We start from the raw sequence: 13255 nt of genomic DNA, 5'->3' as shown, positions 1-13255 counted from the left end.
GCACCGTCCGGCGTATGCGGGGGAGATGATCGGAAGACGCTCCATGAGGCTGCCCCGGCCCGAGCCAGATCCCCGCCGCTGCACAGCCTACCGGAATGTCATCCATCTCGGCGGGCAGGCAGTCGGAGAAACCCGCACACCCTGTCGGGACGGCCCCGACACGCTGTGCCCCACGCGTCGTTGGAAGGACCCAGGTCCGGACGGACGACGAAATGCGAACTTGTGCGGCGTAAACTCCGGATGGAATGAACGAACAGATGGCGCATTCATCCGGCATGGATGGCTCTCGGCCGCGACCGACCAAGGACGAACTGCGGCGTCGCGCGCTTGCAGCGGCCCGCGCCCGGCTCGCCGCACTCCGGCGTGCCGGGCAGATCGGTGATGAGGCCGTTGAGACCGTCGAGGGCGAGCTCCGCCGCATCGAACTGCGAGCCTTCCTCGGCGAGCTCTACCCAAGTCAGCCTCGCTCTAGCTCCGACGAGAGTTCGAGGTGACGAGCGACGGCAGGGGTAGGCCGAGCTGCGCACTCTCGGTGTCGCGGCCGCTGCGGCGGTCGAGGAAGCGCAGCACCGGCGTGACGGTCACGCCGTGCAGGACGACGGAGACGAGAATGGTGAGAGCGGCTGCGCTCCAAAGTACCTCGGCCTGCTCGAACCCGGCGTGGCTCAGGCCATAGGCCAGGTAGTAGATCGTGCCGAGCCCGCGGATGCCGAAGAAGCTGATGACCGCCCGCTCGCTCGCTGGCCGTCCCGACCCGATGAGGCTGAGCCAGCCGCAAACCGGCCGCACCACGAACAGGGCCAAGGCCGCGAACACCACAGCGTCCCAGGTCAGCCCGGCGAGAAGGCCGCCACCGACCAGGGCGGCTCCGAGGCCGACGAGCAGCACCATCATCAGCAAGCGCTCCAGCTCTTCGGCGTAGTCGTGCATCTTGTGGTGATAGTCATGCCCACGATGGGCGGAGCGGAAGGCCAGGGCCGTCACGAAGACGCCAACGAAACCGTAGCCATGGGCCATCTCGACGGCCGCGTAGGTCAGGCAGGTGATGCCGAGCGCGACCAAGCCGTCGCCGGTGCGAGACAGCCTTGCGGGGTTGGGCAGGTGGAAGGTGACCCAGCCAATCCCTCGGCCGATCAGCGCACCCAATGCAATGCCGACTGCAATCTTCCACGCCACCGAGATCGTCAGCCACTCGGCGAATTCCCGGATGCCGAACGCCTCCGCCGTGGCCAGTGCGATGGCGAGGTGCACGAATGGGAAGGCCAGCCCGTCGTTCAGGCCAGCCTCGGAGGTGAGGGCAAAGCGCATCTCATCCTCTTGTCCCTGTAGCGGGGGACCGACCTGCACGTCCGAGGCGAGCACCGGGTCGGTCGGGGCAAGCGCCGCCGCGAGGAGGATAGCCGAGGCCGCACCGAGTCCAAGGAGCACGCAGGCGAGTGCCGCCAGGGCGAGGATGGTCAGCGGCATGGCTATGCCGAGCAGGCGCCAGGTGACGATCCAGCGGCGCCAGCCGACGGCGCGGTCGAGCTTGAGCCCGGCACCCATGAGCGAGACGATGACCACGAACTCGCTTAGGCGCTCGACGAGGTGGATGTGCTCGTGTGGGTGGAAGGCGATGTCGGAGACCGCCGGGATCGTCGTCAAAGCGGCGCCGATGCCGACGCAGACGATGGGAAGGGAGAGTGGCAATTGCCGCAGCACCATCGGCAGCCAAGCGGTGAGAAGGACAAGCGCTCCGAAGCCGCCAAGGACGATGACGTAGGTATCCATCGAGGGCGAACCGTCCCGCGTCCGGCTCGTTCCTGGCTGATGCCAGCCGGTCCGAAATCAAACCCCGTCGATTGAGAGACGGTCCCGGTTAGTTGCCGTTCCACTCACCCGTCGAACGGCTCCTGATAGACGAACTCCTCCGGCGCATCGCGGATCACGGCCCGTGGGAGGAATCCCATAGGCCTCCGGCCGAGAGGCAATCAGCCGATCCATAGATACGGCTTATCCCGCATAAGCGCCCTCGACGCCCTCCGCCCTACCCCCCGCATGGGGCCTGCCATAAGGTCGAGGACTCTAATGTGCCGAAACCTGTTGATGTCTGGCCGCCGCATATAGGTCCGCTTGTTCCTACCCAGCGGACTTTTGGGCCGGCAGGCATGAAGGTCTGCAAGGGGTCAGAAGTTTACATGCCGCTTGATCGCTGTGGAGAGCGGGAGACTGTCAGTCGCCCTCCTTTCCGAACGCCTCGGCGCCTTGCCGCACGAGGGCGTTGGCGGCCTCCGCGTCGCCGCGCCGGAGCACCCGGAATTCCCTGCCGGTGAGCTCGTTGTAGTGGCCGAAGAACGCCTCGACCTCGTCCAGCATGCCCGGGCGCAGGTCGTCGAGCGCGTGGATGTGCGCGTGCGTGCGGGCCTTCACGGCCACGCCGATCAGCCGGTCGTTGCGCTCCCACTCCCCGTCGCGCTCGCGCTGCTCGGCCTCGATCACGCCGACCAGATGCGCCTCCAGCACGCAGCCAGGGAAGGCGGGCGCGTCGAGCAGCAGCAGGACGTCGAGCGGGTCGCCGTCGTCGCCCTTGGTCGAGGGGATCATGCCGAAGTCGTAGGGGAAGCTCGTGCCCTCCGGCAGGACCGTCTTGAACTGGAAGGCGCCGAACGCCTCGGAGTAGGCGTACTTGTTCGGGCTGCCCTTCGGCGTCTCGACGACGACGTGGACGTGGCCGTCCTCGCCGAAGGTCGGCAGACGGCTCAGAGGCGGGGCGGTCTGCGGCAAGGGCGGGCTCCGTCTCGGCGCCTGGGCGGCGCCGCACCCTGGTGAACTCGGGAGGAGACCTCGGGGTCCGCAGGAGCGCTCAGGCGGCGGCCGGGGCCAACTCCGTGGGGGCCGCATAACGGAAGGACGACGGCGGGTAGCGGGTCCCCCCTACCACCGATGCTCATCCGCCGGTCACGTCGCGTCGGCGGTTCCGCAGGTCCGGCCCGACCTCCGGCGCCCCCGTTTCAGCGTCGAGCGCGAGAGGGGAATACCCGAAGAAGCTGACGATGCGCTCTTCCGAAGCACCGTTCGAGCGCATGACCTCGGCGATGGTGCGATGCTCGACCGTGTTGCGTGCATCCACACAGGCCGCGTCGCGCCGGTCCATCGCGTCCGCCATTTCGCCGGTGAGGTCGACGTATCCGGTGAAACGCAGCGGCGGTCCGGATTGCCTTCTATTCGACACCTTCGGGAACCCGGTCGTGGCAGGTGCTGGCATCTACGGCTTCCTCCGTCCACGAATTGAGGCCGCCAGGCCTCAGGGCCTAGAACGGGCGAGACGTCGGGAACGTTCGCGCGAGCCAGGGCGAACAAGGCGCCCCGGGAGGCGACGCGGTACGGTTCGGGGACCCCGCGCCGGCAGGCCTTGCCTGCTGGCGCCCAGGTGGCCGCCCCATCCGGGAGCGTCGGGTCGCGCAGCGGTGGGACCCGACGCTCGCGGATGAGGTTTGCCTCTCGGGGAGCCGCGAAGGCGAGTGCCCCATGCCGGTCTTCTTCTTCGACGTGTGCGCCCGCGGGCGCCTGGAGGCCGACGAGGCCGGGCTCGAACTCGCGAGCGCCGAGGCTGCCTACCTTGAGGCGTGCGCCGCCATCCCGGGGCTGACGGCCGAGCTCCTGCGCGTTGGGGACCACCCGCGCGGGTATGCTTTCGTCGTGGCCGACGAGGCGGGACGAGTCCTGTTCGAGATCCCGTTCCACGAGGTACTGGGCAGGCCTTGAGGCGACTAGAGCCCGCCGCTCCCCGGCAGCTTGGCCGATCCGGAACCCCACCCGTACGCCGAGCCGCGCCGAGGTCTCCACGACCACGAGTGCCCCGCACGCGGCCATGACGGCGCGCAGGCAATCCACGGCTTCCTCGGCCTCGGCCAAGGTCGAAAGACCCTTGCGGCGGAAGACCTTGCCGGAGGCGAGCACCGCCATGACGGCGAAGCGCCCGTCTGGCATGTCGACGATGCGGCTCCTGACCGGCTTGGCCATGACCTGCCTCCGCCAGTCTCCTCAAGCCGTCAGGCGGCGCGTGTTGTCCGCGACCAGTTCCCGGTAACGGGCGATGACTTGGTCGTGCGAGCCGCCCGTCATGATCGTGTTGGCAGCCTCCATGGCGGCGACGACCTTCTCGCCGACCATCGATACCATCTCCGCCTGGGCCTCCGCGCCGCCCCAGGCGAGCCGCACCAACCGCAACTCGATGACCCGCTGCGCCTCGACGGCGAGGAGGAACGCGGCACAGAAGGGGTTGAACATGAGGACTCCGGCGCGGTCTACGCGTCCTATAACGCAGCCGGCACCACCCTGTTGCCGGCGAACGGCTACGCACCCGGCTCCTCAAGTACGCCGCCCGCTTCTCCGAGCACCGCCATACGCCTCAGCTCCTCCATCCGCCGGATCTTGATGAACGGCCACGCTGAAACCAACGGCATCCCGGCTCATTAGTGTGAACGACTTTGACCCACGTTAACGCGAGGCCAGGGTAGGCGGAAAGGCGCCGGCCCGGGACGGGATGCCATGCGCCAGTGCCACCAGCGGCATCCGAGCCGCTCCTCCGCCACCCAGGACCCCTGCCTGCACGGGGTGGGACACGGGCTGGAGGACGCCTACGCCGACCTCCTGCGGGAGACCCTGCCCGAGGATTGGGAGCGTTTGGCCGCCACCCTCGCCGACCGCCTCGACGACATCGAGGACATGAAGGAGAGCTGATGCCGGACGCCACCCACACGTCCCACCTGGCCCTCGTGGTCGACGAGGACGCCGCAGCAAGGGACCGCGCCGAGGCGCTGCTGGGGGAGACCGAGCTCGACGTTGTCACCTGCGCGAGCGGCGAGGCCGCCGTCGAGGTGCTCCGGAGCCGCGGCGGGGACGTCGTCCTGCTGTTGACCAAGGCGACGCTGAAGGGCGGGGTGGACGGGCACCGGCTGGCGACGGCCGCCTGCAAGCTCCGGCCGGGCGTTCGGGTCGTCCTAAGCACCGGCACGCCGGAGACGTGCCGTGCACGGCTGCCTGACGAGGCCGTGTGTACCCGCCACCCCTGGCTGCCGCTCGACGTCCTCGTCCAGGACCATGCCGCCCTGCTCAGGTCGCCGTGGCCCGGAGATCCGAGATCCAGGCCCATCTGAGGCCTGAGCCGCGAGGACCGGATATTCGGAGCTTGGCTCCCCGCTGCGGTCGGCATGCGCGGGTCGGGTGCGGCGAGCGCCGCAATCCTACGGAACCGGCAAACCTTCCGTTAGGCACGATGCGGTTAAGGGGCTCGTACGACATCGGCCGAAGGCGCCGGTAAGGGGTTCGGGCGTTAGTGACCAAGCTACGACAACGCTTGGGAGAGCTCGCCGATGGCCCTGCCGCGCCCGCTCGCGCGACGCCTCCGCTCCGCCCGCACCTGGATCGCGCTCGGCGTGCTGGCTCCCCTCGGCATGCTCGTCGTATCCGGGCTGATGCTGCTCGACCTGCGGCAGGACGCGTGGGACAAGGCGGAGCAGACATCGAAAAACCTGCTCCAGGTCATCGAGCGCGACATCGCCCGCAACGTCGAGATCATCGACCTCTCTCTGCAGGCGGTCGTCGACAACCTCCGGGTCCCGGGCCTCGACGCGCTCAGCCCGGAGATGCGCCAGCTCGTACTGTTCGACTGTGCCGGGACCGCCCGCGACCTCGGCGTGATGCTCGTCCTCGACGAGCACGGCGACAGCGTCCTGGATGCCGGGGCGGTCCCGGCGCGCAGGCTGAACAACGCCGACCGCGACTACTTCCAGGCCCACAAGGCCGACCCGAACCTGGGCCTGCACATCAGCAAGCCGCTGTTCTCCCGCCTCCTGGGCACACGCATCGTGGTGCTGAGCCGCCGCATCGACAAGCCGGACGGCTCCTTCGGCGGAGTCGCCCTCGCGAGCCTCAAGCTCGACTACTTCAGTCGCCTCTTCGACCAACTCGGCCTCGGACCCGAGGGCGCCATAAACCTCTACCTGCGCGACGGCACGCGCATCATGCGCCACCCCTACGAGGAGGCGGACATCGGCGTGAACATCGCCGGCGCACCGACCTTCCGGCGGTTCGTGGGCGCGCGTTCCGGCACCTTCGTCGGCACCTCGGTGCGCGACGGGGTCGAGCGCCACTACGCCTTCACCAAGGTCGGCGACCTGCCGCTGGTGCTCAACGTCGCCCTCTCGACCGCCGACATCGAGGCCGGCTGGCGCGCCAAGGCGTTTGTCATCGGCATGGTCGTGCTCCTGCTGTGCGGCCTGACCGTATTCCTGTCGTTGTTGTACGGGCGCGACCTGCGCAGGCGTTCCGCGCTACAGGCCGACCTCGCCCGGCTCTCGCGGACCGATGCCCTGACCGGGCTGGCCAACCGGCGCCAGTTCGAGGAGGAGTTCGAGCGCGCCCGGACGGGCGCCGGGCGCACCGCCAGGCCGCTGTCGCTGCTCATCGTCGACGCCGACCACTTCAAGCGCTGCAACGACCGCTACGGCCACGCGGTCGGGGACGAGGTGCTGAAGGGCCTCGCCCGCTGTCTGGGGGCGAGCGTGCACCAGCCCGACGACCTCGTCGCCCGCATCGGCGGCGAGGAATTCGCGGTGTTGCTGCCGGAAACCGACGAGAACGGGGCGACGCGCGTCGCCCAGGCCATCCATCGTGCCGTGGCGACGCTTGCGGTACCAGCGTCTGGCCTGGGCGTCGGCGCAGTCACGGTCAGCGTCGGCCTCGCTGTCGATGCTGCGGGCGAAGGCGAGCTGGGCGACCTTTATCGCCGGGCGGACGCAGCGCTCTACGAGGCCAAGGCTTCCGGGCGGAACAGGACGCAATGCGCGTCGGCCCCGGCGAACCGGACGCGGCGGGCAAGGGTAGCCGCTTAACCGTCCATGCAGGTGCCGACGACCGGACGCTTCAGGGATGAGAGCCGTCGGGGTCGCATTCGGCGGCCAGGTCCAGCCGCACGGTGCAAAGCCGTGCACCGCCCTCGTCGCGGACGTAGGCCACGAACGCCCGGCGCCCATCCGCGGGCGGCGCCTCCCGGCCGATGTCGGGCAAGGCCGCAATCGCCGCGTCGCGCGCGGCCTGCAGGCTGTCGTATTCCTGGCCCTCCTCGTCCCTCAGCCACATCTCACCGTCCTGGAAGTCGAGGAAGTAGCGGGGCATCGGGTCGCGGGAGCTTGAGGGGCCGGTCGGTACGAACCTAGAAATCCATCGGCCGCTGAAGGTTGCATGGGTTAACGGGCGTATCCGCCGCGCCACGCCAAGCCGATGGAAATCGCCGGTCTTCCGGGCTTTTGTGCACTAATGAACTGACAGCGAATCGAGCGTCGCAGTAAGGGTAAGCCCAGGCCAACCTGATACGACACGCTGCCGCTGACCCATGCCCTCCGACTTTGACGACCTACTCAGCGGCAACCTGCTCCTCGGCGCTCTGCGCCTGCCCGACCAGGCGCTGCTCAAGCCGCACTTGGAGCTGAGGGAGTACCGGCGCGGAGACGTGCTGTTCGACGCCGGCGAGGACGTCGGCCACATCACCTTCCCGCTCGGCCAGTGCGTGGCGGCCCTCCTCATCGGGCTTCAGGACGGACGCGCCGTGGAGACGGCCACGGTCGGGCGCGAAGGGGCGGTCGGCGGCGTGGTGAGCCAGGGGTCCCTGCCGGCCTTCAGTCGGGCCGTGGTGCAGATCCCCGGCTCGGTGCTGCGCATCGAGGCGGCAGTGCTGCAGCAGATCAAGCAGACCTCGCCGGGCCTGCGCAACATGATGACCCGCTACTCGGACTGCCTGCTCGCGCAGGTGCTGCAGTCGGTGGCCTGCAACGCCAGCCACACCATCGAGGCGCGCTGCGCCCGCTGGCTGCTCGGCCTGCAGGACCGTCTCGGCAGCGACGTCCTGCCGGTCACCCACGAGGTGCTGGCCGAGCTCCTGGGCGTGCAGCGCTCCTACCTGACGCGCACGCTGCGGACTCTGCAGCAGCAGGGCCTGATCCAGGTCCGGCGCGGGCGCATCATCATCCAGAGCCGCTCCGCGGTGGAGGCGGCGGCCTGTGAGTGCCACGGCGCGGTCAAGCGCCACTTCGAGACCGTGCTGGGCGCGGTGTATAACTCGTCCGGCACGCTGGTGTCCCTGCGACCTACGCCGGCAGGCGACAAGCAGATGTGCCAGGCCGTCTGAGAGGGCGCCGCGCAGATGGAACGGAAAGCGGTTCCTGGGCGTGACCCTGCCATGGGGCGGCCCAGCCAAACGACCGACGAATTCGCGCGCCTGCGGGCGCTTGCCGGCTACGACATCCTCGACACGCCGCGCGAGCGGGAGTTCGACGACGTCGCCGAGTTGGCGGCCGAGATCTGCGGCACGCCCATCGCGGTCGTGAACTTCATCGGCGACGGGCGGCAGTTCTTCAAGGCCGAGGTGGGCCTCGGAGTGCGCGAGACCCCGCTGGAGACCTCGTTCTGCCGCCAGGCCATCCTGCAGAGCGACTTCCTCCACGTGCCCGACGCGGCCCGGGACCCTCGCTTCGCCTGCAATCCGCTCGTGACCGGCAAACCGGGCCTGCGCTTCTACGCGGGCGCGCTTCTCAGGACCCAGGACGGGTACCCGGTGGGCACGGTCTGCGTGCTCGATACGTGGCCGCGCGCACTCACGCAGGGGCAGCAAGCTGGCCTGCTGCGACTTGCCAGGCAGACCATGGCGCTGCTGGAAGCGCGCCGCAGCGCCCGCGTCCAGCAGATCCAGAAGGAGTTACAGGAACGCATCCTGGACAGCGCGACGGATTACGCCATCATCGCGATGGACCGGGGCGGCCGCGTCACCCGCTGGAGCGCCGGGGCCGAGCGCGTCCTCGGCTGGCGCGAGGAGGAGATGCTGGGCGACCCCGCCCATGTGTTCTTCACGCCCGAGGACCGCGAGGAGGGCCGGCCCGAGGCCGAGATGGAGCTGGCGCTGGAGCAGGGTTTCGCGCCCGACGAGCGCTGGCACCTGCGCAAGGGCGGCGAGCGGTTCTGGGCCAACGGCGAGCTCATGCCGCTGAAGGCCGCGGACGGCACGGTCCAAGGCTTCGTCAAGATCCTGCGCGACCGCACCCGCCAGCGCGCGGACGCCGCGGAGCGCAACGCGAGCGAGATGCGCTTCCGCTCGCTCGTCGAGGTCAGCCCGCAGGTGGTCTGGTTCGGCGACGCGGCCGGCAACATCACCTACTGCAACCCGACCTGGTACGCGTACACCGGGCTCACCCCGGGTGACACCGATGGCAACGGCTGGGCGAGCGTGATCCATCCCGACCACCGAGAGCGGGTGCTCGGCGTCTGGAGGCATGCGGTCGCGACCGAGGGCCCCTACGAGGTCGAGATCCCGTTCCGCCGGGCCTCGGACGGACAGTACCGCTGGTTCCTGGCGCGCGGCAAACCCGTGCGCGGCGAGGCCGGCCCGGTCGAGAGCTGGATCGGCATCGCCATCGACATCCACGACCGGCGCCAGGCCGAGGACGACCTCCGCCAGGCCCGCGAGCAGCTGCGGCTCGCCGTCGAGGCGACCGGCACCGGCGTGTTCGACTACGACCTCGTCTCGGACGAGCTGAAGTGGGATGCCCGCATCCTCTCCCTTTACGGCCTGCCGCCGGACGCTCCCGTCGACCTGGCCGTGCACCTGGCCCGCGTGCACCCGGACGACCGGGCGCGGGCGGACGAGGCGGTGCGCGCCGCAGTCGATCCCGCCAGCGACGGGGTCTACGATGTCACGTACCGCACGGTGGCACCGGAGGACGGGACCGAGCGCTGGGTGTCCGCCAAGGGCCAGACCCTGTTCGCGGACGGGCGGCCGGTGCGGCTCATCGGCTTCGCGCGCGACGTCACCGAGAGCTGGCGCGCCGAGCAGGTCCTGCGCGAGACAGAGGAGCGCTACCGGCTGGCCTCACGCGCAACTAACGACGCGATCTGGGACTGGCATTTCGCCACGAACCATGTCCGGTGGAACGAGGCGCTGCAGGTCGCCCACGGCCACGCGCCGGACGCGGTCGAGCCGACCGGCGACTGGTGGATCGCCCACATCCACCCGGACGACCGCGCCCGCATCGACGCCTCCATCCACGCGGTCATCGACGGCACCGGCACGGTCTGGACCGACGAGTACCGCTTCCTGCGCGCCGACGGCTCTTACGCCGACATCCTCGACCGCGGCTACGTCATCCGGGACGAGAACGGTCGTGCGACCCGGATGATCGGCGCCATGCTGGACATCACCCAGCGCAAGCGGGCCGAGGAGCACCAGCGCCTGCTCACGGGCGAGCTACAGCATCGGGTCAAGAACACCTTGGCCCTGGTGCAGGCCATCGCGAGCCAGACCCTGCGCGGGGCGAGCGGCGTCGCCGAGATGCGGGAAGCGTTCGCTGCGCGCCTGATCTCGCTCGGGCGCGCCCATGACATCCTGACCCAGGCGAGCTGGACGGAGGCGCCCATCGGCGAGGTGGCGGAGGGCGCGCTATGCGTGCACCGCCAGGCCGATGCCTCTCGCATCCGGATCAGCGGACCCAACGTACTCCTGTCCGCCAAGGCCGCGCTCTCGCTGGCGCTGGCCCTGCACGAGCTCGCCACGAACGCCGCCAAGTACGGGGCCCTCTCGAACGAGGGCGGCGTCGTCGACCTGCGCTGGCACGTGGTGCACGCGGGCGAGGCGCCCCGCTTCTGCCTGACTTGGTCCGAGCAGGGGGGGCCACCGATCCTTTCCCAGCCCGCGCGCCGCGGCTTCGGCTCACGCCTGATCGAGCGCAGCTTCGCGGCCGAGGTCGGTGGCGAGGTCCGGCTCACCTACGCTCCGACCGGCCTCGTCTGCCGCCTGGAGGCGCCGCTCGCCTCCATGCAGGAGCGGCGCGACGAGGCCGCTGCATAATGGTCCGGACGCGCGGGCAGCCTCAACAATCCCGCAATCGCGTGCCATGCCGCGTCCGGCGGGACGCAGGCGCGCATGGGACCTTCGTTCCCGGCATCCGAGCGACCGGACACCGCCACTCGATGCCCGGGATACGATGACACGCTACCTCGTCACGCGCGCCAACCTGCTGGTCTTCGGCGTGCTCGTGGTCATCCTTGCCCTGGTCGGCGCGGTCACCTGGGAGCGACTGAACGCGTCGCGTGCCGCCCGCGAGTGGTCGCAGCACAGCTACCGGGTGCTCGGAACCACGAAGGATCTCGCCATCGCTCTGCGCGATGCGGAGCGCGGCCAGCGCGGCTACCTGCTCACCGGCCGCGACGAGTACCTCGGACCCTACAACGCCGCGCGCGACCGCATTGGCCTACTCCAGGGCGAGCTCCTGAAGCTGACCGCCGACAACGGCGCCCAGCAGGAGCGCCTGCGTGCGCTGGCGCCGCTCCTTCAGCACAAGCTGGAGGAGCTCGCCCAAACCGTGCAGGCTCGTCGGGATTCCGGGCTGGAAACGGCCCTGCGCATCGTCAACACCGACACCGGGCGCAACGACATGCGCGAGGCGGAGAACGTGCTCGCCGCCATGCTCGCCGACGAGCAGCGGCTGCTCGACGCGCGCCTCGCCCAGAACGACGCCCGCGCCCGGTGGGTGCGCTGGCTCGTCATCGGCAGTTCGGCGCTCGCGGTTCTGACCTTGCTCTGGGCGGCCCGCCTCCTGAACCAGGCTTGGTCGCGCTCCTACCGCACCGAGGCCGAGCAGCGCGATCTCGCCCTGCGTCTCCGCACGACCCTCGACAGCCTCAGCCAAGGTGTCGCCGTGTTCGGTCCGGACCGCAAGCTCGCGAGCTGGAACGAGTGCTTCCAAGTCCTGCTCGACCTGCCGAAGGCGATGCTCCGGCCAAGCACCACCTACACCGCCTTCGTCGAGCACACGGGCGAGCCGGGCCGCCCAGCCCTGGAGACCGAGGACCAGATCCGGCACGGCAGCCGCAACCCGCGCGAGGCGGTCACCTACGAGCGCGAGCGCGCCGACGGGCACCACTTGGAGATCCGCCGGACCCCGATGCCGGACGGCGGCTTCGTGCTGACCATCTCCGACATGACCAAGCGCGCCCAGGCCGAGGGCGTGCTGCGCGAGGCCCAGAAGATGCAGGCCATCGGGCAGCTGACCGGCGGCATCGCGCACGACTTCAACAACCTGCTGCAGGTCATCCTCGGGAACCTGGAGTTCGTCCGGGCCAAGCTCGACGGCGACGCCAAGCTGCAGCAGCGGGTCGAGCGCGCGGCCTGGGCGGCCCAGCGCGGGGCGACGCTGACAGGGCAGCTCCTGGCCTTCGCCCGCAAGCAGCCGCTCGCACCGGCGGCCATCGACCTCGCGGCGAACATGCCGGACCTGGTGCCGCTTCTGCGGCGGACGCTTGGGGAGCACATCGAGGTGCGCTACGTCGAGACCGCCGGGCTGTGGCACGCCATGGCCGATCCGGCTCAGCTTGAGAGCGCGGTCCTCAACCTCGCCCTGAACGCCCGCGACGCGATGCCAGGCGGCGGACGCCTCACCATCGAGCTCGGCAACAAGGTGCTCGACGAGGAGTACGCGCGGCACCATGCCGAGGTCGCGCCCGGGGACTACGCCATGGTGGCGGTCTCCGACACCGGACATGGCATGACGCCGGAGGTGGTCGCGCGCGTGTTCGAGCCCTTCTTCACGACCAAGCCCGACGGCAAGGGCACGGGGCTTGGCCTCGCCATGGTGTTCGGCTTCGTCAAGCAGTCGGGCGGGCACGTGAAGATCTACTCGGAACCCGGCGAGGGCACCACGGTGAAGCTCTACCTGCCGCGCGCGGTCGGGGCGGCCACACCGTCGCAACGGACAGGCGCGCCCATCGAGCTCCCGCGAGGCACAGGCACGGTGCTGGTTGTGGAAGACGAGGCGGCGGTGCGCGAGATCGCCTGCGCCATACTCTCCGACCTCGGTTACCGCGTCCTTGAGGCGGCGGACGGCGAGGAGGCGCTGCGGGTGTTCGGGCAGAACACGACCGCCATCGACCTGCTGCTGACCGACGTCGTGCTGCCGGGCAAGGTCCGGGGCCGAGAGCTCTCCGAGCGCGTGCGGGCGGTCCGGCCTGAGGTGAAGGTGCTGTTCATGTCCGGCTACACCGAGAACTCCATCGTGCACCACGGCCGGCTCGACGACGGCGTGCAGCTCATCGGCAAGCCGTTCAAGCGCGAGCAGCTCGCCCGCAAGGTCGCCGAGGTGCTCGGGGTGTCCGCGTCCGAGCCAAGGGAGCCCGGCAAGGTGGTGGAGCTCAGGCCGAGGCGCGACGCCTGACGGAGGTGTCGACGCCG

General features: G+C 69.9%; 12 protein-coding genes. 7 read left to right on the top strand and 5 right to left on the bottom strand.

Annotation, left to right across the window (positions count from 1 at the left end; translation table 11 throughout):
- Window positions 1–468 precede the first annotated feature (468 nt).
- From MFF54_RS10745 to MFF54_RS10735, 3 genes are all read right to left on the bottom strand, one after another.
- Window positions 469–1770 carry a cation:proton antiporter gene (locus MFF54_RS10745; RefSeq protein ID WP_238302732.1) on the bottom strand — a complete coding sequence of 434 codons (1302 nt, stop codon included), beginning with the start codon at window positions 1768–1770 and terminating at the stop codon, window positions 469–471.
- A 441-nt stretch (window positions 1771–2211) separates the two neighbouring features.
- Window positions 2212–2763, bottom strand: a complete 552-nt coding sequence (locus MFF54_RS10740; protein ID WP_192284114.1) for an inorganic diphosphatase — start codon at window positions 2761–2763, stop codon at window positions 2212–2214.
- A gap of 163 nt (window positions 2764–2926) precedes the next feature.
- Window positions 2927–3244, bottom strand: a complete 318-nt coding sequence (locus MFF54_RS10735; protein ID WP_192284115.1) for a hypothetical protein — start codon at window positions 3242–3244, stop codon at window positions 2927–2929.
- Between the two features lie 263 nt (window positions 3245–3507).
- On the opposite strand from MFF54_RS10735, the gene MFF54_RS10730 reads away from it, so the two are divergent.
- A complete protein-coding gene (locus MFF54_RS10730; protein WP_192284116.1) occupies window positions 3508–3744 on the top strand; it encodes a DUF6894 family protein in 237 nt (78 codons plus the stop codon).
- Window positions 3745–4023: 279 nt separating this feature from the next.
- On the opposite strand, the gene MFF54_RS10725 is transcribed toward MFF54_RS10730, so the two are convergent.
- Window positions 4024–4269 carry a hypothetical protein gene (locus tag MFF54_RS10725; protein WP_192284117.1) on the bottom strand — a complete coding sequence of 82 codons (246 nt, stop codon included), beginning with the start codon at window positions 4267–4269 and terminating at the stop codon, window positions 4024–4026.
- A 261-nt stretch (window positions 4270–4530) separates the two neighbouring features.
- Here MFF54_RS10725 and MFF54_RS10720 point away from each other — a divergent pair, with 261 nt between their 5' ends.
- From MFF54_RS10720 to MFF54_RS10710, 3 genes are all read left to right on the top strand, one after another.
- Window positions 4531–4722, top strand: coding sequence for a hypothetical protein (locus MFF54_RS10720; RefSeq protein ID WP_192284118.1), 192 nt, complete (start codon window positions 4531–4533; stop codon window positions 4720–4722).
- A complete protein-coding gene (locus MFF54_RS10715) occupies window positions 4722–5138 on the top strand; it encodes a response regulator (RefSeq protein WP_238302731.1) in 417 nt (138 codons plus the stop codon). The genes MFF54_RS10720 and MFF54_RS10715 overlap by 1 nt, the downstream gene beginning before the upstream one ends.
- Before the next feature lie 216 nt (window positions 5139–5354).
- Entirely contained in the window at window positions 5355–6875 is a 1521-nt protein-coding gene (locus tag MFF54_RS10710; RefSeq protein WP_238302730.1) for a sensor domain-containing diguanylate cyclase, read from the top strand.
- Between the two features lie 31 nt (window positions 6876–6906).
- Here MFF54_RS10710 and MFF54_RS10705 read toward each other — a convergent pair whose 3' ends face one another.
- On the bottom strand, window positions 6907–7158 hold the full coding sequence (locus MFF54_RS10705; protein ID WP_009862553.1) for a DUF6894 family protein: 252 nt from the start codon (window positions 7156–7158) through the stop codon (window positions 6907–6909).
- A gap of 217 nt (window positions 7159–7375) precedes the next feature.
- Between MFF54_RS10705 and MFF54_RS10700 the strand changes: the two genes are divergently transcribed.
- From MFF54_RS10700 to MFF54_RS10690, 3 genes are all read left to right on the top strand, one after another.
- On the top strand, window positions 7376–8167 hold the full coding sequence (locus MFF54_RS10700) for a Crp/Fnr family transcriptional regulator (protein ID WP_238302729.1): 792 nt from the start codon (window positions 7376–7378) through the stop codon (window positions 8165–8167).
- A gap of 51 nt (window positions 8168–8218) precedes the next feature.
- A complete protein-coding gene (locus MFF54_RS10695; RefSeq protein ID WP_238302728.1) occupies window positions 8219–10876 on the top strand; it encodes a PAS domain-containing protein in 2658 nt (885 codons plus the stop codon).
- A gap of 136 nt (window positions 10877–11012) precedes the next feature.
- Window positions 11013–13238 (top strand): CHASE3 domain-containing protein, encoded by a 2226-nt coding sequence (locus tag MFF54_RS10690; protein ID WP_238302727.1) that lies wholly within the window; start codon window positions 11013–11015, stop codon window positions 13236–13238.
- Window positions 13239–13255: the final 17 nt, after the last annotated feature.

Source organism: Methylobacterium gregans, assembly GCF_022179245.1.
In the GTDB taxonomy this organism is placed as follows: domain Bacteria; phylum Pseudomonadota; class Alphaproteobacteria; order Rhizobiales; family Beijerinckiaceae; genus Methylobacterium; species Methylobacterium gregans.
Note: the sequence above shows the minus strand (reverse complement) of the source record. Positions and strands in the feature narration are given on the sequence as shown.

Excerpts from the sequence above, each read along its gene's own strand:
- MFF54_RS10730 (WP_192284116.1), top strand. The coding sequence starts at position 3,508 with ATGCCGGTCTTCTTCTTCGACGTGTGCGCCCGCGGGCGCCTGGAGGCC.
- MFF54_RS10715 (WP_238302731.1), top strand. The coding sequence starts at position 4,722 with ATGCCGGACGCCACCCACACGTCCCACCTGGCCCTCGTGGTCGACGAG.
- MFF54_RS10695 (WP_238302728.1), top strand. The coding sequence starts at position 8,219 with ATGGGGCGGCCCAGCCAAACGACCGACGAATTCGCGCGCCTGCGGGCG.
- MFF54_RS10725 (WP_192284117.1), bottom strand. The coding sequence starts at position 4,269 with ATGTTCAACCCCTTCTGTGCCGCGTTCCTCCTCGCCGTCGAGGCGCAG.
- MFF54_RS10705 (WP_009862553.1), bottom strand. The coding sequence starts at position 7,158 with ATGCCCCGCTACTTCCTCGACTTCCAGGACGGTGAGATGTGGCTGAGG.
- MFF54_RS10700 (WP_238302729.1), top strand. The coding sequence starts at position 7,376 with ATGCCCTCCGACTTTGACGACCTACTCAGCGGCAACCTGCTCCTCGGC.
- MFF54_RS10690 (WP_238302727.1), top strand. The coding sequence starts at position 11,013 with ATGACACGCTACCTCGTCACGCGCGCCAACCTGCTGGTCTTCGGCGTG.
- MFF54_RS10745 (WP_238302732.1), bottom strand. The coding sequence starts at position 1,770 with ATGGATACCTACGTCATCGTCCTTGGCGGCTTCGGAGCGCTTGTCCTT.
- MFF54_RS10735 (WP_192284115.1), bottom strand. The coding sequence starts at position 3,244 with ATGCCAGCACCTGCCACGACCGGGTTCCCGAAGGTGTCGAATAGAAGG.
- MFF54_RS10720 (WP_192284118.1), top strand. The coding sequence starts at position 4,531 with ATGCGCCAGTGCCACCAGCGGCATCCGAGCCGCTCCTCCGCCACCCAG.
- MFF54_RS10710 (WP_238302730.1), top strand. The coding sequence starts at position 5,355 with ATGGCCCTGCCGCGCCCGCTCGCGCGACGCCTCCGCTCCGCCCGCACC.